The organism is Leucobacter chinensis, assembly GCF_019049105.1.
Taxonomy (GTDB): domain Bacteria; phylum Actinomycetota; class Actinomycetes; order Actinomycetales; family Microbacteriaceae; genus Leucobacter_A; species Leucobacter_A chinensis.
In genome coordinates this window covers 163,127-180,496 of the sequence record NZ_JAHQZR010000005.1, presented here as the reverse complement: position 1 = coordinate 180,496, position 17,370 = coordinate 163,127, and the positions used below count along the sequence as shown (strand labels likewise).

Annotated in this window: 19 protein-coding genes; 5 read left to right on the top strand and 14 right to left on the bottom strand. The window is 64.8% G+C overall.

Going from position 1 to position 17,370, the window contains the following annotated elements; all coding sequences use genetic code 11:
- Positions 1 to 55: 55 nt before the first annotated feature.
- Positions 56 to 640, bottom strand: a complete 585-nt coding sequence (locus tag KTJ78_RS06905; protein WP_369808016.1) for a GNAT family N-acetyltransferase — start codon at positions 638 to 640, stop codon at positions 56 to 58.
- A 5-nt stretch (positions 641 to 645) separates the two neighbouring features.
- Complete coding sequence (galU, locus tag KTJ78_RS06900) at positions 646 to 1,548, bottom strand: UTP--glucose-1-phosphate uridylyltransferase GalU (RefSeq protein WP_217133887.1); 903 nt, start codon at positions 1,546 to 1,548, stop codon at positions 646 to 648.
- A 61-nt stretch (positions 1,549 to 1,609) separates the two neighbouring features.
- Between galU and KTJ78_RS06895 the strand changes: the two genes are divergently transcribed.
- Positions 1,610 to 2,200, top strand: a complete 591-nt coding sequence (locus tag KTJ78_RS06895) for a 5-formyltetrahydrofolate cyclo-ligase (RefSeq protein ID WP_217133886.1) — start codon at positions 1,610 to 1,612, stop codon at positions 2,198 to 2,200.
- Between the two features lie 157 nt (positions 2,201 to 2,357).
- On the opposite strand, the gene KTJ78_RS06890 is transcribed toward KTJ78_RS06895, so the two are convergent.
- The 6 genes from KTJ78_RS06890 to KTJ78_RS06865 all read right to left on the bottom strand — a co-directional run bounded on the left by KTJ78_RS06890 (position 2,358) and on the right by KTJ78_RS06865 (position 10,615).
- Positions 2,358 to 2,570, bottom strand: a complete 213-nt coding sequence (locus KTJ78_RS06890) for a hypothetical protein (RefSeq protein WP_217133885.1) — start codon at positions 2,568 to 2,570, stop codon at positions 2,358 to 2,360.
- Position 2,571: 1 nt separating this feature from the next.
- Positions 2,572 to 6,585 (bottom strand): DUF4011 domain-containing protein, encoded by a 4,014-nt coding sequence (locus KTJ78_RS06885; protein WP_217133884.1) that lies wholly within the window; start codon positions 6,583 to 6,585, stop codon positions 2,572 to 2,574.
- A 198-nt stretch (positions 6,586 to 6,783) separates the two neighbouring features.
- Positions 6,784 to 8,073, bottom strand: a complete 1,290-nt coding sequence (locus tag KTJ78_RS06880; RefSeq protein ID WP_217133883.1) for a uracil-xanthine permease family protein — start codon at positions 8,071 to 8,073, stop codon at positions 6,784 to 6,786.
- A gap of 126 nt (positions 8,074 to 8,199) precedes the next feature.
- Positions 8,200 to 9,621, bottom strand: a complete 1,422-nt coding sequence (locus KTJ78_RS06875; RefSeq protein WP_217133882.1) for an NAD(P)/FAD-dependent oxidoreductase — start codon at positions 9,619 to 9,621, stop codon at positions 8,200 to 8,202.
- Positions 9,622 to 9,668: 47 nt separating this feature from the next.
- On the bottom strand, positions 9,669 to 9,842 hold the full coding sequence (locus KTJ78_RS06870) for an HPP family protein (RefSeq protein ID WP_217133881.1): 174 nt from the start codon (positions 9,840 to 9,842) through the stop codon (positions 9,669 to 9,671).
- A gap of 17 nt (positions 9,843 to 9,859) precedes the next feature.
- Complete coding sequence (locus tag KTJ78_RS06865; protein ID WP_217133879.1) at positions 9,860 to 10,615, bottom strand: CYTH domain-containing protein; 756 nt, start codon at positions 10,613 to 10,615, stop codon at positions 9,860 to 9,862.
- A gap of 95 nt (positions 10,616 to 10,710) precedes the next feature.
- Between KTJ78_RS06865 and mscL the strand changes: the two genes are divergently transcribed.
- Positions 10,711 to 11,097: a large conductance mechanosensitive channel protein MscL gene (gene mscL / locus KTJ78_RS06860; RefSeq protein WP_217133877.1), complete on the top strand. Its 387-nt coding sequence runs from the start codon at positions 10,711 to 10,713 to the stop codon at positions 11,095 to 11,097.
- A gap of 26 nt (positions 11,098 to 11,123) precedes the next feature.
- Here mscL and KTJ78_RS06855 read toward each other — a convergent pair whose 3' ends face one another.
- The 4 genes from KTJ78_RS06855 to KTJ78_RS06840 are packed head-to-tail and all read right to left on the bottom strand — an operon-like array spanning position 11,124 to position 13,298.
- Positions 11,124 to 11,294: a hypothetical protein gene (locus KTJ78_RS06855; protein ID WP_217133876.1), complete on the bottom strand. Its 171-nt coding sequence runs from the start codon at positions 11,292 to 11,294 to the stop codon at positions 11,124 to 11,126.
- 53 nt (positions 11,295 to 11,347) lie between these two features.
- Entirely contained in the window at positions 11,348 to 12,337 is a 990-nt protein-coding gene (locus KTJ78_RS06850) for a M56 family metallopeptidase (RefSeq protein WP_217133874.1), read from the bottom strand.
- A complete protein-coding gene (locus KTJ78_RS06845; protein ID WP_217133872.1) occupies positions 12,337 to 12,735 on the bottom strand; it encodes a BlaI/MecI/CopY family transcriptional regulator in 399 nt (132 codons plus the stop codon). The genes KTJ78_RS06850 and KTJ78_RS06845 overlap by 1 nt, the downstream gene beginning before the upstream one ends.
- A complete protein-coding gene (locus KTJ78_RS06840; protein WP_217133870.1) occupies positions 12,732 to 13,298 on the bottom strand; it encodes a hypothetical protein in 567 nt (188 codons plus the stop codon). Before KTJ78_RS06840 ends, KTJ78_RS06845 begins: the two co-directional genes overlap by 4 nt.
- Before the next feature lie 181 nt (positions 13,299 to 13,479).
- On the opposite strand from KTJ78_RS06840, the gene KTJ78_RS06835 reads away from it, so the two are divergent.
- Entirely contained in the window at positions 13,480 to 14,175 is a 696-nt protein-coding gene (locus KTJ78_RS06835) for a DsbA family protein (protein ID WP_217133868.1), read from the top strand.
- On the opposite strand, the gene KTJ78_RS06830 is transcribed toward KTJ78_RS06835, so the two are convergent.
- On the bottom strand, positions 14,165 to 15,028 hold the full coding sequence (locus tag KTJ78_RS06830) for a cytochrome c biogenesis CcdA family protein (protein ID WP_217133867.1): 864 nt from the start codon (positions 15,026 to 15,028) through the stop codon (positions 14,165 to 14,167). The genes KTJ78_RS06835 and KTJ78_RS06830 overlap by 11 nt on opposite strands.
- Before the next feature lie 4 nt (positions 15,029 to 15,032).
- On the bottom strand, positions 15,033 to 15,725 hold the full coding sequence (locus tag KTJ78_RS06825) for a DsbA family protein (protein ID WP_217133866.1): 693 nt from the start codon (positions 15,723 to 15,725) through the stop codon (positions 15,033 to 15,035).
- Positions 15,726 to 15,902: 177 nt separating this feature from the next.
- Here KTJ78_RS06825 and KTJ78_RS06820 point away from each other — a divergent pair, with 177 nt between their 5' ends.
- Both KTJ78_RS06820 and KTJ78_RS06815 read left to right on the top strand, forming a co-directional pair.
- A complete protein-coding gene (locus KTJ78_RS06820; RefSeq protein ID WP_217133865.1) occupies positions 15,903 to 16,550 on the top strand; it encodes a hypothetical protein in 648 nt (215 codons plus the stop codon).
- A gap of 100 nt (positions 16,551 to 16,650) precedes the next feature.
- Entirely contained in the window at positions 16,651 to 17,370 is a 720-nt protein-coding gene (locus KTJ78_RS06815) for a YcnI family copper-binding membrane protein (RefSeq protein ID WP_217133864.1), read from the top strand.

The window sequence follows — 17,370 nt, the reverse complement described above, 5'->3', positions numbered from 1 at the left end:
CCGCGGCACGCCGAGCGTCATGCAAACACACAGCATGACAGGGTGTATGGCGAAGTTAGCCGAGGCCGAGCGAGTGGGCCCGTTCTTCGCGGGTCACGGCGAAGCAATCATGGTCACGCCAGCCGCCGTCAATATAGATGTAGCGTTCGCGCAAGCCCTCGTAGCGCAGGCCAAGCTTGTCGACAACGCGGCGCGAGGCGACGTTCTCGGGCCGGAGGCAAATCTCAATGCGGTGCAGATCGAGCGAGAAAAGGGCGTGGTCAATGAGCAGTTGCACGGCGGTCGGTGTGATGCCGCGGCCGGCGTACTCCCGCGAGATCCAGTAGCCAATTTGACCCGAGCGCACGGCTCCCCAGGCGATGTCGGCGATGCTGAGTTGGCCCACAACCTCGCCGCGAAACAGCACGACGCAGGGCACGCCGTGGCCCTGACGCATACGCTTGCGCAGATAGCGGATCACCGGGCCAAGCGGCGCTTCACCCGGTGTCTCGAACGTTGCCCCGGGAATCGAGGCCTCCCACGGTGAGAGCCACGCACGGTTTTCGGCGAGCATTCGTCGCAGCGGCTCTGCGTCGCTGCGACGAATGACTCTCACCTCGACGTCACCTTTGGTGAGCGAGAAGCGCGGGTTGAAGGGCACGAAGCCTACTCGAGCGTTTGTGCGAACTCACGAACCCACTCACGCAGGTCGTCACCGAGTTCTGGGTGATCGACGCCGAGCAGCAGATTCGCCTTAATCCAGTCGGCGCGGTCGCCCGTATCGTAGCGGCGACCGCGGAAGACGACGCCGTACACGGGGCGCTCTCCTCCACCCTCGGCGAGGGTGTGGAGCGCGTCTGTGAGCTGAATCTCGCCGCCACGGCCGGGGCCCTGGTTTTCGAGAATGTCAAAGATCTCAGGGCGCAACACGTAACGGCCAATGACCGCGAGGTTCGAGGGAGCCTCTTCTGGCGATGGCTTCTCGACGAGCCCGGTGATCTTCACCACGTCGTCGTCATCGGTCGCTTCGACCGCTGCGCAACCATACAGGTGAATGGCCTCTTTCGGAACCTCCATGAGCGCGATAATCGTCGCTTCACGCGCATCGTGCTCTTCGACCATGCGGGTCAGCAGCGGATCGCGCGCGTCGATCAAGTCGTCACCGAGTAAGACCGCGAACGAGTCATCGCCCACGTGCGCGCGCGCCCGGCCAACCGCGTGGCCAAGGCCGAGGGGCTGGCCCTGGCGCAAGAAGTGCACCTCGCCAAGGTCACTCGCCGCGTGGACGCGGTCGAGACGACCATCGTCGCCCTTGCGTTCGAGTGCAAACTCGAGCTCGGGAACCGAGTCGAAATGGTTCAGCAGGTTGTCTTTGTTACGGCCCGTGATGATGAGCACGTCTTCAAGTCCCGAGTGCACGGCCTCTTCAACCACGTACTGAATCGCTGGCTTGTCGACGAGCGGCAGCATCTCTTTGGGCATTGCCTTTGTCGCAGGCAGAAAGCGGGTGCCAAGACCAGCGGCTGGAATGACCGCCTTCGTGACGCCTGAAGTTGACTTCTTGTTCATGAGGGCAAGCTTAACTCGCTTTTCTGGGCGCTAACAAACGATCAACAGTAGACTGAATCGTATGACAGCCGATATAGACACTCGCAAGCGAGAAATTCGCGAGCGAGTGCGTGTCCAACGCAGGCAAGTAACCGAAGAGCAGAGCAATGCCGAGGCCCACGGCCTCACCGAGCAGCTGCAGCGCCTCGTAGAGGCCCGCGAAGCCCACTCGGTTTCTTGCTACTTTCCTGTCATCGGTGAGCCAAACACCCTGCTCTTTCTTGAGTGGGCCCGAGCCCATGACGTCGACGTCATGCTGCCGATCTCGCGCGAAGACGGTCTACTCGACTGGGTCTCATACAGTGGCCCCGACGCCGAACCCGGCCTTTTCGGCATTCCCGAGCCACAGGGCACACCGCTCAGCCCCATGGCTGTGAACGACGTTGACCTCATGATCATCCCGGCGTGCGCCGTCGACGAGTCGGGCAATCGTCTCGGCTGGGGCCGCGGTTACTTCGACAAGTCGCTCGGCTCGATGGACCAGCGGCCCCCCGTCTTCGCCGTCGTTCGCGAGAACGAGATCTTGGCCGAGGTTCCCGCCGACCTGCACGATGTGCCGATCACGGGCGCGGTGACCCCGGAGGCGATCCACCACTTTCGGTTCGAGAACTAAAGCGCCCGGCTGGCCGGCTCGCTCGGCCACGCGCTGACGCGCCCGCCTCGGCCCGCGCTCGCGCCGATTCGCACCGCGCCGATCCGCCCATCGTATGGTCAAAAAGTGTCGAAATTCGCGCAAGAATCGACACTTTTTGACGGCACGCGGCCGACGCTCAGCCCCAGTGCGGGGGCTTGTCGTTCTTGAGGCGCTCGTCGTTCTCGCCGGCCCCGCGAGCACCCCGCGGTGCCGCGCCCGTCTCGTCCCAGCGTTCGGGGTGGCCGTGCGCCGCCGGTTGCGGATCGCTGCCCGCGGGTGGCGGCGTCACCACCCGCCGGTTGCGACGCTTGGCTGGCTGGGCAGGCTTCGAGTCGTCAGAGGTAGCCATATTAGTGATCGTCAGAAACGATGACACCGGTCTCGTCGTAGTCACCGGCGGCGCCCGCCGGGTCGCTCTGCGCGCCATTGGCCCTAGCGGCTCCGGGCAAGTCGGCCGAGACCGACTCGACGGGGGCGGCGGGCGGCAGGGGCTCAGCGAGTGTGTGCGCGTCGGCCGGGGCGACCGAGACGGTGCCGGTGAGGTTCACCTGACCGGTATCGTTGTGCTCTTCGGTGTGCTGGGGCTCGTAGCCGATCGTTCCGGCGATGCGCAGCGCGACCTCGGCGGGGTTCGCGAAGAGGTCGAAGCTATGCACCCGGTTGTAGTGCCAGCCGAGGCGGCGCAGCACGGCGGGGCGCAGGCGCAGCGTCTCGCGCAGTGAGCCCTCGCGCACGTCGGCGTCGAGGTCGATCGCGATGGCCTTGCCGTTATAGGCGACGGCCAGCGGAATCATGCCCTGGTAGTCGAGCGCCACCGCGAGGCCGAGGGCCTCGAGTTCGGTCGCGAGCTCGGTGAGCATGGGGTCGCGCTCTGAGGGCAGCACCTTGGGCATCGACGGGGTGATCTTGGCCGAGAGCACGTCGAGTAGTTCGACGAGGCCGTGGCGCACGCGGGTCGTCTCGAGATCTTCGGGCATGAAGCTCGTGACGATCGACATGGCGCGGCGGGCCCTCGTCATCGCGACCGCGACGAGGCGTTCACCGCCGGGCTCGGTGAGGCTGCCAAAGTTTGAGAGCACACGCCCGTGCGGGGTGCGGCCGTAGCCGACCGAGAAGATGACGCGGTCGCGGCTCTGCGCTATCGCCTGCTCGAGCGTGAGCACAACGAAGGGTTCAGCGCGCTCGCCGAGCAAGAAGTCTCGGTACTCGGGAAACTTCGCGAAGGCCCGCAAGACCGCCTGCTGCACGCGCACGGCGTGAACGGGGCTCGCGGTGATGACCATGAGCGACTCCTGGGCGTGCTCACTCGCGTGACGCAGCACGAGCTGCACGACGCGGGCAACCTCGCCATCGGGGCTCTCGACGGCGCCTGCCTCACGGTCGGGCAGCCCCTGCCCCTCTTCGACGAACTCGTGCGTGATGCTTGAGTGCCCGAGGAAGGTTCCGGCCCACGGCAGCGAGGCGATCTTGCCCTGGTAAAAGCGTTCGTTGACGAGCTGAATGAGGTCAGCGCCGCCCGCGCGGTAGCTCTGCGTGAGCGCGAACTCGGGCAGCACCTCGGCAAGGTCGGTGAAGGCCGAGCGCGTCTCTGGTTCTTCGGCGACGGGCTCGCCCTTGGCCTTCGCCGGCCTGCTGAACAGGGCCTGCGGGCTCGAGGCCACCGCCGCGCTGGGGTCGCTTGCGGGGGCATTCTTGGCGGATCCGCCAGAGTGCACCGCGGCCGCAGATCCAGCCGCGCCGGCCGCTGCGCCCGAGACCCCAATCGTGAAGGGCGAGGGATGCTGCACGACGGGGTCGCCAAAGGCGACCACCTGCTGGGCCCTTGCGACGGCGCTCAAGGATTCGGCGAAGGTCATCGCGCTCGCGTCAACGAGCAGTACCGTGTCGAAACGCAGGTCGCGCGGCAGGCTCGGCACCTCGTAGGGCGAGACCGCCCACACCGGGGCCAAGGTTTCGAGTAGGTGTGGCGCCGAGGTCGAGATCTCGGCCGGGGTGACCTCGCCCGCGCGCAGCGACTGCCTGAGGGCCTGGGCCTCGGCGGGGTGGTCGAGCACCGCGACCTTCCACGCGTGGCCGAGCTGGGCCGCGAGAGTCGGGCCGTTGGCGCGCTGGTGCGCGTCATCGACGAGCCTGAAGTCTGATTCGAGGCGCTCGATGACGCTCGTGTTGGCGTTGAGCAGCGACTCGTTCGTGCGCAGCATGTACTCGAGCGCCGACTGCCACCAGGCCTGCTCGAGCTCGTTCGCGACCTCTGAGGCCGGCACGTGACGCATCGAGAGGTCTTCGAGCAGCGCGCTCAGATGCGCTTGGCCGAGCCGCTCGACGAGGGCCGTGCGCTCCTGAATGTTTTGCAACACCTCTGACTCACGCGAAAGCTCGGTCATGAGCGCCGCGAGGTCAGGCATGGGCATGTTGCGCAACCGCTCGCCCTGCTGCTCGGGATCGAGCATGACGTCGAGACGGTCGAGATCTTGGTAGGTCTTTTGGAAGGCGACGACGAGGTCTGAGATGCCGACGGGCACTTCTGGGCGCGCGCCAACGACCTCGCTGTACCGCTGCCACAGCACACGCTGCTGCTGAATTTGCACGAGGCGCGAGTACATATCGGTGACCGTGACGCCGGGACGCACGAACTCGCGCGCGAGCTTCTTGAGGCGCCGGCGATTGGCTCCCGACATCTCGTCGCTGCCGCGCGGCGCATGGGCCGCGATGATCTCGGTGAGCGAGCGGTCGAACACCTCTGGCACGAAGCGATCGAGCGTCTCGCGAATGCCGCTCAGAAGGCGCAGGTAGATGCCGAGCTCGGCGACCGAATTGTAGGGGCGCATCGAGGTTTGCGAGACCACGTCGCCCGCCATCTGCGTGAGCCTTGGCAACTCGGTCTCGGCGAGCTCAACCGCGAGCTGGTAGGCCTCGTCGGCCTGATCGCGCGAGGTGAACGAGACGCCGTACCAGGGAGAATCTTCGGGGCCGAACTCGAACTGGCCGAGGCGGGCAACCTCGGTGAGGTCTTCGGCGACGGCGCTTCGATCGAGCGCAAGCTGCGCGAGGCCCTCGTCATCGAGGCGCACGGCGGTCGTGGGAACAACGTCCTGGCGAGTGAGCCGCGACAGGGCGTGCAACGCGTCAAGCGGCGAGACGCCAAGCTTGCGGTCGGGCGTGACGAGCGCACCCTGGTAGTCGGTGAGCACCGTGCGCAGGCGCACGAGCGCCTCGTCAACATCACGGTTCATGCCCGGCTTCGCGTTTTCGGCCCGGCTGATCGATTCGACGAGGTTGCGGCGCAGCGTGCGGGGTGAGGCGGCGAGGCCCGGAAGGCCCACGCGGCCGAGCCGGTAGCTGATGCCGTCGAGGGTCGCACGGCGCGGTGAGACGACGAGCACGCGCTTGCCGGCGTTGACGAGCGCACCGATCGCGTTAACCACGGTTTGCGTGCCGCCCGTTCCAGGCAGCGTGCGCACCACGATCGAGTTGCCCGCCTTGACCTGCGCGAGCACCTCTTCCTGCTGACTGTCGGCGCTCGACAGGTGCGAGTCAGTCTCGGGGGCTCGTTCGTCGATCGGGGTGCCGGTCGCCTGGCCGAAGGACTTCGCGAGCTGGGTTTGCGCGGTCTCTGAGCCGCACACCGCATCGATGACGGGGTGATCAAGCTCGCCGAGTGAGGTGAGGAGTTCGTGAGCGACATCGTGGAACGTTGAGACCACGAGCCGCGGCTGCACCGTGAACCCGTCAACACCCGCCGCGACCTGGCGCAGGCGATCGATGACCGGCTGCGGCTTGAACACGCCGGCCGAGTGCGAGAGTTGCAGCAGTTCGGTCGCGTCAACGCGCACTCCAAACTGCTCTTGCAGGGCGCGCACGAGGGCCACGTTCACAAAGGGGCGCTGCTTGAGCTTCAGCTCGAAGTCGCTGCCGTAACGGCGAATCGCAAGGGGGCGCAGCAGAACCGGAGCGCAAAACTCGTCGCCCTCGAACTCCCACTTCGCAATGCCGATCGCGAGATGCACGGTCTCAAGACCACGCTCGGTGCGCATCTCGACCGCTTTATCGGTCACCCGCCCGGCGCCGACCTTCGCCTGGCGAAGCGCCAGATCGTCACGAATGAGCGCCGAGAGCAGAATTTTGTTGCCGCTGATGAACTGCGGAAGGCCGCCAGGGTGCGTGGTCGAGAGCTCGATCTGGTCGCGGTGAGCGTCGGTGAAGTGCAGAAGCGAGTTCGTGCCGCCAAGCATGCCGATCTCTTCACGCCACTCGGCGTGCTCTGCGGCGAAGCGTTCGACCGGAGCGAGACTCGCTTTTCGAGTGAGCTCGGCTTCGGCGAAGTCGGCGTCGTGAAGGCTCTCGGTCTTGTATTCTTCAGTCATTTCTTCCCCGTTCACCTCGGGTTGAGTCGTGCTCGTGGAGGGGTCGCTGACGGCACGCCCGCGTACGGTCTCTTCATCGAGACCGCTCGGGTTCACGCTATTCTTGCGTTTTTTATCTGCACTCCACACACCGCCACCATAAACGCTGCCGCCATTTTTCGCGGTTTGCCGCACGGTGTGTGGGTGTTTTCACAGGAACTATTTGCGGAGCTTCGTGATGCCCGACATGAGGTGGTACACGACGATTGCCGAAATCGTTCCGAGCGCGATGCCGTTGAAGATCACCGAGCCGAACTGGAAGGTGAAATCGGCGATACCGACGATGAGCGCGACCGCCGCCGTGAACTGGTTGACGGGCTTCGAGAAGTCGACGCCGTTATCGATCCAGATCTTAATGCCGATGAGGCCGATGAGCCCGTAAAGCGCGACCGTCACACCGCCGAGAACCCCCGGTGGAATCGTGTTGATGAGCGCCCCAACCTTCGGCGAGAAGCTCAGCGAGAGGGCAAAAATGCCGGCTACCCAGTAGGCCGCGGTCGAGTACACCCTGGTCGCGGCCATCACGCCGATGTTCTCGCCGTACGTGGTCGTACCTGAACCGCCGCCAAAGCCCGCGAGCACGGTCGAGAGCCCGTCGGCGATGAGAGCGCGGCCGGTGAGCGGATCGAGGTCGCGGTTGATCATGAGACCAACGCTCTTCACGTGCCCCACGTTCTCGGCGATGAGCACGAGCACGACTGGCAGGAACGCGGGCAGGAGGCCCCAGAGCGTCGGATCGGCAAACGGGTTGCCCGGCGTGTGGAACTCAGGCAGGCCGAGCCAGTCGGCCTTCTCGACGGCCTCCAGGTCAACCGCACCGTAGAGCAGCGCTGCGATGTAGCCCACAAACACTCCGAGCACGATCGAGAGGCGACCGATGAGCCCCTTAAAGAGCACCGTGATAAGCAGAATAGCGCCGAGCGTGATGAGCGCAATCGGGGTCGAGTGTGGGTGGAACTCGTTCGACATGAAGTTGTTCTTCACCGCGGGCGCGAGGTTCAAACCGATGAGCGCAACGACGGCGCCCATGACGACCGGGGGCATGAGCGCGTTGATCCACCCCGTTCCGGTCTTCGTCACGATGAAGCCGATGAGGGCGAAGAGAATGCCGGTCGCGAGAATACCGAATGAGGCACGCGAGAGGTCACCCTCGGGGCCCGCTGCCTTCGCAGCCATGATGGGTGCGATGAAGGCGAACGACGAGCCCAGGTAGCTCGGCATCTGGTTGCGCGTGATGAGCAGGAAGAGCATCGTGCCGATGCCCGAGAAGAAGAGGGTCGCCGTTGGCGAGAAGCCCGTAATGAGCGGCACGAGGAAGGTCGCACCGAACATGGCGACGACGTGCTGTGCGCCGAAGCCGATCGTGCGAATCCAGCTCAGTCGTTCTTCTGGCAGAACAATCTCGTCTTGCGAAACGACGTTTCCGTCGCCGTGCAGCTTCCAGGCCATGGGCGTACTCCGTTGGTGTGAGGCGGGGCGGTGTGCGGGCACACGAGGCTGCGCCTCAGAGGTACCTCACATATTCTGGCTGAAAAGGTGGCACATTGGCAACGCCACGCGGTTGAAGAGCCGCGCCTACGAGTCGAAGCCTAGCCCCAACGCATCGAGGGTTTTGAGCAGCGGGTTGCGCTTGCCCTCGCGGTGGTCGGCCTGGTTGAGCGACCAACGAGTGAACTGAATGCCCATCGAGGCGGCGGGCTCTGGCGGGAACGGCAGGGGCACCTCACGCACCATGGGCAGTTCGGTGCGCTCGGTGATGCGGCCGTGCAAGCGGTCGACAACAACGTCGGCCGCGAAGTGCGTCGCACCGACGCCGAGGCCTGTGAAACCCGCGACGTACTGCACACGGCCGCCGAGTGCCTGGCCGAAGAAGGCGCAGAAGCGGGTGCTCGTGTCAATCACCCCGGCCCAGCGGTGGGTGAACTTCACGCCTGCGAGCTGCGGGAAGGTCGTGAAGAAGTGGCGTGCGAGCTTTTCGTGGCTTTCGAGGCGATCTTCGTACTCAGACTTGATCTTGGCGCCGGCGAAATACACCGCGTCATAGCCGCCCCAAAGAATGCGATTGTCGGCCGTGAGACGCGAATAGTGAAACTGGTTGGCCATGTCGGCGAGCCCCTCACGCCCTTTCCAACCGATTGATTCGAGTTGCTCGTCGGTGAGTGGCTCGGTCATGAGCACGTAGTCGTACACTGGCACCGTGTGCCAGCGATACCGTTTGAGGAGCGACGGGAACACGTTGGTGCACAGTGCCACGCGCTGCGCGGTCACGGTGCCGAGGTGAGTGTGCAGCGTCACGGGGCCGTCGGTTTTGCCGTCGAGTTTCGTGACGCGTGACTCTTCGTAGATTTCGACCCCAAGCTCGCGCGCGTGCCGAGCAAGCTCAAGCGCGAGCTTCATGGGGTGCACGATCGCGCAGCCTGTAGCGTCGAAGTCGCTCCCAATGAAGGTCGGCGATGCGATGCGCTCTTGCGTTTCACTGGCGCTGAGGGTCACGACCCCCGGGTTCGGGTCTTCGCCGAGCCACTGCGTCTGGTGGTCTTCGTTTGCCACCGAGAGTTGGCCCGTGCGCTCCCAATCAACGTCGAGCTTGTGCTCGGTAATGAAGCGTTCCATCGCGTCAAGGTTCTCGTGACCGGCCTGGCGAAGCTGCTCAGTGTGATCTGGCCACCGCGCCTCGGCGTTTGCCTCGCCGTGCGTGATGCTGGCTTCGCAGAACCCGCCGTTGCGGCCGGAGGCAGCCCACCCGACTCGCCGGGCTTCGAGCACGACGACCCGTGCATCGGGACGCTCTTCTTTGAGTTTGATCGCGGTCCACAGACCCGCATAGCCCGCACCAACGACGACGTACTCGGCACTCAGGTCTCCGCCGAGTACCGGGTATCTCGTGGTCTGGGGTTTGACGTCGTCGATCCAGAAGCAAGAGAGCTTGGTGTCGCGCAAGGCATCTTCAACGATCTTTGCGGCCGGGCGCTGACGTTCGAACACGGTTTGCTGCACGTCGTCACTCTCACTTTCTGCGGGACCCCATTTGCCCGCCCCTTACGTTACTTCTGCGCGGGTGGTTTCATGAGCATGCCGCTCGCGAGACCAAGGATGATTCCAGTTGGAAGCCACCACCAAAATTGGGTGAGGGCACTAATGATGACACCGGTGACCGCACCTGACACGAGACCGACGATAATCTGCTTTTTCCTGGCCCGCGCATTGATTTCAGACATACCCCAAGCATATTGCGTCAAGCCTCAAGATTGCGTGCGATCTTTCGGAGCTGAGCGACGCGCTCTGCGTCGTCTCCCGCCTCAGGAAACGCTGCCAAACGATCGGCCGCATCAGAGACCGCGAGGGCCGCGAGCTGCTCTGGGCTGTCGCCCCTTCGCGCCGCCGTCTCAAAGGCGGTGCCCATCGCCCTACCAATTTTTGACTCGCTGAGTGAGGGCCTGGCCCCGGCAGCGGTGAGTTCGGGCTCGATCAGAGCGAGCAACGACTCGTCTGCGCCGGGCAGCAACTCGGCCTCCCACTCTCGCCAAACCCGGGCAACGTCGCGTACGCCGTCGTGAGCCCTCACGAGGTCATCGACCACCTCGACCACATCGGCCCCCGTGGCATCACGCAGGACGGTGCTCGTGCGCACCGTCGAGATCGTCGCGATAGGACGGAGCTCGTCAACCCTGCGGCCCACGAGCTCAGCAAGCGAATCGAGCAGCTTGGGCGGCGCCTCATCGCTCACTGGCCACTCCATCTCGTGCACGCCCTCGCTACCGCGCGCCTTGATGTGCCAGCCCGCGTCGTGACCGCCGGTTCGCCTGCGCACGGCGATGCGGTGCCTCGCGAGTAAAAAATCAACGGTATCGCAATAGACCGCCTCAAGCTGGAACACCTCAGGACTCACTGCTTCGAGCCCCGCACGAGCAAAGGAGCTCGGCATCTTCGCATCAAGGCCGACTTCATACTTGCGTTCAATTTCTAGGTGCTCACGGGCTTCGCTCTTCATGCGAAAAGTCTACTGACTACCACCGACAATCTTGATTAAGATTCTTAGAGGGGAGTGCCGCAGAACCGCTGCTGCACCCGAGCAAAGGGGATTCGATGTTCAAGGGCTTTAAAGACTTCATTATGCGCGGCAACGTCATTGACCTCGCGGTTGCCGTGGTCATTGGTGCCGCATTCAACACCGTTGTCGAGCGCGTCGTCGAGTCACTGATCAACCCCATCATTGGTGTGGTGTTCAAGGCAGACTCACTCGATAACGCGCTCATGGTTCCCATCGGTGACAGTGCGATCGCCTTCGGCGCGCTCATCGGCGCCATCATCAACTTTCTCATCGTCGCAGCCGTCGTGTACTTCATCTTCGTCCTCCCGATGAACAAGGCACGTGAGTCGCGACCGGCTGCAGAGATCGAAGAGGCGCCGTCACAAGAAGACCTGCTCACCGAGATCCGCGATCTGCTTCGCGCGCAGCAGACCAAGCAGTAACACTCGGCAATGCCGGGCAGGGCGCTCTAGCCTAGCCCGGTCACCGTCGCGGGGTACACGCAGGTCACGCAGTAGGTCGTGACCGCGAGCAAACCCGCACCAAAGACCGTGGCCCCGAAGGCGACAAAGGCGACCTCTGAGAGGCGTCGCCTCGGGCGGTCAACGTGGCGGTTCTGGGTAGAGGTATGAACAGTCATCGCTCGCTCACTCTCGGTTCGTACGGCGCGACGTTCGCGCCTCATGGTTGGCTTCAGCATCCCGTGAGCACCGCCAGAACATAAGGCAGGTGCACTGCACTCACAATCGCCACGAGCATCACGGCATAGAGGCCAGCAGCCACGGCGAGCGCCCTGCTCGCGGGAGGCAAGGGCTGTCCCGTGAGGTGCCGAATGCGCTCAGATCCAGCGGCGTGCAGCACCGCGTGTGGGGTCGCCTGAGCCTTCGCTTGCGAGGGGTGCAGGTCGGCAGGCTGGCCCAGTTTGAGTAGGGCCGCCGCGAGTGCCGTGGTGCCCGTCTCAGCCTTTGCCGCCTGATCGGCAGCGATTTCAAGGTAGTGCGGCACCGCGTCTCGCACGGCGCGAGTACCGGGCACGTATCGAAAGAAGTGGGTCACGCCGCGAAGCACCGTGAGGCAGCGGTGATGGTGCTGACTCAGGTGCGCCCGCTCGTGGGCAAGCACTGCCGCGAGTTCAGTCTTGTCGAGCAGTTGCACCGTTGCACGGGAAATGACGATACCTCCCGACGTTCCAGGAAGTGAGTAGGCGACGGGCGCCTCATCATTCGTGAGCAGCACCCTCGTACCGAGCAGCGTGCACGGCTTGGCCTTTGCCACGAGTGACGTAGCGAGTGACGCGCGTGCACGCCGCACCGAACCGCTCTCACGAATGAGGCCCGCGGCGACAGCGGCGAGGCCGAGCAGCGGCAGAGCAAGCGGCAGCACCGCGGGAATCGCGAGCGTAACCGTGCTCTCGCCGAGCGGCGAAGCGGCGCTCAGGCACCTGCTACACACGGCGGCCGCCTGCTCGGGTAACCACGCGGGGCCGGTGCTGACCCAGGCGATCACGGGACCGATTGCGACGAGCGCGGCAACCCACAGGAGCGCGGTCGACATGAGTGCGAGAGCCGCAAAGCGCGGCGCACGCGCGAGCGCCGGTGCCGCGTGACGCAACAGCCGCGGGGCCCCGACCGCCGCCACCAGCAGCAGTGCTGGCAGGCTCACGACCATGATCGCGGTAAGCATTAGTCGGCCTTCTCGCCCAACAGCAGTTGCTTGAGCAACGCAACGTCGTCTTCAGGCCTCGTGTTCACGAAGTGCAGAATCGAGGCTGCGCGGTCACCGCTCGCGGTCAAAGCATGATCCATAATGTTCGCGGCGTGCTCTTCGCGACTCTGGCACGCACCGTACAGTGTCGCGTGACCATCTTTGCGGGTGCACACGAGCCCCTTCTTGCGCAGGTTCGTGAGCACCGTGGCGATCGTCGTGTAGGCGGCAGGGGCAGCGAGCTGTTCGATAATCTCGCGAACCGTCTGCGGCGAAGCCTGCCAGAGCACCTCCATCACCTGGGCTTCGAGCGCGCCGAGCCTCGCGGGCTCACCGGCCACGCCCCGTCGGTGTGCTTCGTGATTCACGTCGTTCATGCTGAGACCTCTTCGCGGTAAGGCTGGGCGGGGTTTGGTGTGACCGGGCAGGCGACCTGCCCGCGCAGCCGCCAGACGAGCGCGAGGCACGTGAGTACCAGCGCAACGATCGCGAGCACCGGCTGCAGCGGCGCGAACCAAGTGATAGCGCCCGAGTAGCCAAGGGCGAGGAGCGCGATCTTATTGCAAACTGGGCAGCCAACGGCAAACCAGGTGAGCAGGCCGCCGGCAACGCCCATGCGAGCACTACGCTTCTCAGCCTTCGAGGCGAGATCTGTGTCTGGGGCGACCTGCTGAGCGGAAGATGGGCGCACATAGGTTGCCGTGAGCATGCCCGAGCCAACAGCGGTCAGCGCGAGCACCGGGTAATTCCACCACACCGTATCGATATCGCGAGCGAACCAGGGGTTGGGAATGAGAACGGTGACGATACCGACAAGCAATGCAAAACCGAGAGCGGTTGCCGCAGCGACAAAGAATTGGCGGGGTGTCCAGGCACGCAGCGCCCGCCCGGCCAACCGCAGCTCGCGGCGCACTCTGGTGACCACCCCGTGTTGTGACATTGCACTGCCTTTCACTCAGCCACTAGCCTGGCACCTTGCGCCTTTTGCGTGACCAACGTTTCACCGCTGAGCGATCTCATGCGGTGCCACATAGTCTACTATGCTACATAGTCATCATGTCGATAGGTTCGCACCTCGACCTGAGAACATGCTCAGCACAACACCGCATTGGAGACCAAACTTGACCGGCCCGACAACCCGTTCATACACCGTCAACGTTGGCGTTCCACTCGCCTTTCTCGTCATCATCGCACTCATCGTGGGAGGCTCCTTTCTTGCCGACCGCGGCTGGGAGCCCAAGCCCGACGCGGTCTCAACCACCCAGCAAGAGGAAACGTGGCGGGCCCTGCGTAACCCCGCGGCCGATCCGCTCACGGTTGGCGACGCGGCAGCGCCGACTGAGCTCACGGTGCTCACCGACTACCAGTGCCCGTTCTGCTCCCACTGGAGCCGCGATACCCTGCCCGCACTCTTGCCGTACGTCGAGAGCGAGCAACTGCGCCTCGTGTTTCGCCCCGTGAACCTCTCGGGCGAGGGATCGCGCACCGCGGCGAAGGCACTGTACGCCGCTGCCCTGCAGGGCGAAATCATCGCGATGCACCAGGCACTGTCGAGCGACGCACGGGGCATGAGCGCCGAAGCGCTCGAGGAAGACGCGCTCGTCGAACTCGCGGCGGAGCTCGGGCTCGACCCAGCGCGGTTCAGAGCCGACCTCACCGCCGCCGAGGTGCAGCGAAACGTCGAACGCAAAGAGCGCGAGGGGCTTCGCCTCGGGGTCTCAGAGACCCCCTCGTTCGTGTTCAACGGCGAGTTCATCTCTGGAATACGGCCCACCGAGACCTTCGTGCAGAACCTCGAGGCAACACTCACCGAGTAGCGTTCGAGCTTGCACCCTCGGGATCGCGCTCCCGCCGACGCCTCGCGAACCACCAGGCAAGCAGCGCCCCCGCTGCGAGCAACACCACCGCGATGGCGTCGAAGACAGGGCCGCCGAGCGCTGCCCCCTTCTCGCCGGCCCAGGCCTGCACCGAGGTTGGCACGAGCGAGGGCAGCGAAACCAGCCCGTTCGTGAGCCAGAACAGCACCCCGACGGCGATGATGACGAACCCCGTGATGACCTGGGTCGTGTGCCACTGCCTGCCCCACAGGGTGAAGCCCCTGCCCCGAAGCAAGCGTTGACCCCGCGACCCCATGCGCTCCCAGAGCGCCGCGATGATGACGAGCGGCACGACCATCCCCGCACCGTACACCGCGAGGAGCGCACCCGCGGTGAACGCACTGCCCTGCCCCATCGCGAGCGTGAGCACCGCGCCAAGAATGGGGCCAGCGCAAAACCCCGCAACCCCGCTCACCGAGCCAAGCAGCAGCGTGCGCACAAGGCCACTGCGCTTCGTGGCCCGCTGCTGTAGTCGGCCCGCCCCCGGCAGCACGCGCGCGAGATCGAAACCGTAACCAAACAGCTGCATCATGCCAAGCACGATGAGCACGAGCGACGTAAGCGCGATGACGAGCCCGCGCCGTTGCATGAGCACCGAACCGAGCGCGCCGGCGCCAAGCCCAAAGGGCACGAGCGTGAGCACGAGGCCCAGATAGAACACAGCACCATGCACGAGCAGGCGCAATTTCGTGCCGACGGTCGAGGCAAAAAATGCGGGCAACAACAGTGCGCTGCAGGGGCTCAAGAGCGCGAGGATGCCGCCAAGAAACGCGGTGAGATAACCGATGCTCACCGCGCTACCTCGCTTCGGCGAGCTTACGGTCGACGAGGTCAACAAACACGCTCTCGGGTTGCGCCCCGACGAGCGGCTCGCCGCCCAGCACAAAGGTCGGCGTACCCGATACCCCGAGTTCGCGCCCCTCTGCGGCAAAGCGCTGCACCGTCTCGAGTGACGCCTTTGCCTCGAGGTCGACCAAGAACCGCTCGACATCAAGCCCGAGCGAGCCCGCGAGAGCGCTCAGCGATTCGGCCGAGAGCTGGTCAGGGCTAAGGTGCTCGCCGTCAGGAAACAGCGCGTCGTGGAACTCCCAGAACGCGTCTTGCTGACCCGCCGCGTGCGCCGCGAGAGCCGCACGTTCTGAATCTGCCCCGTACTGATTCACGTCACGCCACTCGATGCGCAGCTCGCCCCGTTCGGCATACTCGAGCATGAGCGGCAGCACATCGTTCGACCACCGTGCACAGAAAGGGCACTGGTAGTCGGAGTACACGACGAGACCGACCGGCGCATCGGCAGGACCAGCTGCCTGAACGTCTGCCTCATCGCGAGCCTCAACGAAGCTCAGGTCAACGGCTTCCTCCTGCTCATCCTGAGTCGCGACCCCCGCTCCACCGTTCTTCACTTGCAAGACGATGAGGGCAATGAGCAGCCCCGCGATCACGATGATACCGAGCGGCACGAACCACGAGCGAAGTGTGCGTGCGGTCATGAAATACCTCCTGTCGCTGCGTGGGTCTCAGCGACCAAACGCATCGTTTTATTACTATGTACGATAGTAGACTATGCACCATAGTACTCACCCGTGAAAAACGTGTCCCACGGGCCCGCCCGGCGATCCGCCGCATACTGACGGCTCGGCTCAGCGCGATCTGCGATACTTGGGCTCATGGAAACACGTTCGCGAATGCCACACCTCGTGCGTGGTTCATTTGCGGCGGTCATCGCGACATTCGGGGCGCTCTTCGCCCACGTGCTCGGCGGCGGTCACGTGCCAGGGCCGCTCGGCCTGTGTGCCCCGCTCATTCTTTCGCTCGCCGTCTGCGTACTGCTGGCGGGACGCACCCTGTCACTCACCCGGCTCAGCATCTCGGTGCTGCTCAGCCAGACGCTGTTTCACACCCTCTTCGTGCTCGGCACTCCCGTCGCAAGGCTCGCCTCAGGCGGCCCCATGCCGAGCGGCGCTCACCACCACGGGCACGGCGCCGCCGAACTCGCCGCCGCGTCAGGCCAGGTCATGACGCACGTGCACGGCGATGCCACCATGTGGTTCTCGCACCTCATTGGAGCCGCGATCACCGTAGCGTTTCTGCACCGCGGCGAGCGCACGCTCATGCACCTCTGGGAGCTCGCACAACGCTTCGTCACCAGGCTGCGTGTCTGGGTCGCCCTCTTGCCCGCCCCCGTGGCGCCTCGAGAAACGGCAAGACAGGCGGCCCAGCACACCGTCACCTGGAGCGTGCTCACACGTCTCAGCAAAGCAACCCTCATCAGGCGTGGGCCTCCCGCCGTTCTGCTGCCAACCGCGAAAGCCTAGGCTCTCGCCATCACTTCACGCCCTCTGAGCGAAGAGCGGCGTGCCCATTTTTGCGCGCGCACAAGCGTTGCTCGCGCCAGCAGAACCAGAAAGAAGACCCATGTCTCACACCACTTCATCACGCAAGCGCACCCTCATCACCGCCTCGGCGGCGTCACTCGGGGCGCTCGCGCTCACCTTTGCGGGCGCCGCTGCCGCGCAGGCGCACGTCGGAGTCAGCACCAACACGAGCGAGGCTGGCGCCTACGCGATTGCGACCGTGAGCGTTCCCCACGGCTGCGACGCCTCGCCCACGACGCAAATCTCGATCAAGATTCCCGAGGGCATCGACGCCGTCACGCCGACGCGCAACGCCTTCTACTCGGTCGAAAAAGTCACCGAAACCCTCGACACCCCCATCACCGACGGACACGGCAACGAGGTCACCGAACGCGTCGCCGAGATCGTGTACACCGCGACGACACCGCTACCTGCCGATCAGCGCGACTCGTTCGAGCTCTCGTTGCAGCTTCCCGAGAACGCCGCCGGCAGCACCCTCTTCTTCCCGACCGTGCAAACGTGCGAAGAGGGAGAGGCCGCCTGGGTGCAGATTCCCGCCGAGGGCCAGGACGAGCACGAGCTCGAGCTTCCCGCCCCCGGTGTCGAGATCACCGAGGCGGGCGCATCGTCGCACGACACCGAGGAAGCAGAAACCGCAGAGGCAGCCGAGCAGAACAACGAGGGTGCGGGCGGGCAAAGCGCCCTCGCGATCACGGGCGTGACGCTCGGCGCGCTCGGCCTCATCACGGGAGCCTTCGCGCTCCTGAGAAACCGTAAATAA

Coding starts and splice junctions, on each gene's coding strand:
- KTJ78_RS06850 (WP_217133874.1), bottom strand. CDS start 12,337: ATGCTTACCGCGATCATGGTCGTGAGCCTGCCAGCACTGCTGCTGGTG.
- KTJ78_RS06825 (WP_217133866.1), bottom strand. CDS start 15,725: ATGACCGCACGCACACTTCGCTCGTGGTTCGTGCCGCTCGGTATCATC.
- KTJ78_RS06815 (WP_217133864.1), top strand. CDS start 16,651: ATGTCTCACACCACTTCATCACGCAAGCGCACCCTCATCACCGCCTCG.
- KTJ78_RS06820 (WP_217133865.1), top strand. CDS start 15,903: ATGGAAACACGTTCGCGAATGCCACACCTCGTGCGTGGTTCATTTGCG.
- galU (WP_217133887.1), bottom strand. CDS start 1,548: ATGAACAAGAAGTCAACTTCAGGCGTCACGAAGGCGGTCATTCCAGCC.
- KTJ78_RS06840 (WP_217133870.1), bottom strand. CDS start 13,298: ATGTCACAACACGGGGTGGTCACCAGAGTGCGCCGCGAGCTGCGGTTG.
- KTJ78_RS06865 (WP_217133879.1), bottom strand. CDS start 10,615: ATGAAGAGCGAAGCCCGTGAGCACCTAGAAATTGAACGCAAGTATGAA.
- KTJ78_RS06855 (WP_217133876.1), bottom strand. CDS start 11,294: ATGACTGTTCATACCTCTACCCAGAACCGCCACGTTGACCGCCCGAGG.
- mscL (WP_217133877.1), top strand. CDS start 10,711: ATGTTCAAGGGCTTTAAAGACTTCATTATGCGCGGCAACGTCATTGAC.
- KTJ78_RS06880 (WP_217133883.1), bottom strand. CDS start 8,073: ATGGCCTGGAAGCTGCACGGCGACGGAAACGTCGTTTCGCAAGACGAG.
- KTJ78_RS06890 (WP_217133885.1), bottom strand. CDS start 2,570: ATGGCTACCTCTGACGACTCGAAGCCTGCCCAGCCAGCCAAGCGTCGC.
- KTJ78_RS06870 (WP_217133881.1), bottom strand. CDS start 9,842: ATGTCTGAAATCAATGCGCGGGCCAGGAAAAAGCAGATTATCGTCGGT.
- KTJ78_RS06845 (WP_217133872.1), bottom strand. CDS start 12,735: ATGAACGACGTGAATCACGAAGCACACCGACGGGGCGTGGCCGGTGAG.
- KTJ78_RS06895 (WP_217133886.1), top strand. CDS start 1,610: ATGACAGCCGATATAGACACTCGCAAGCGAGAAATTCGCGAGCGAGTG.
- KTJ78_RS06885 (WP_217133884.1), bottom strand. CDS start 6,585: ATGACTGAAGAATACAAGACCGAGAGCCTTCACGACGCCGACTTCGCC.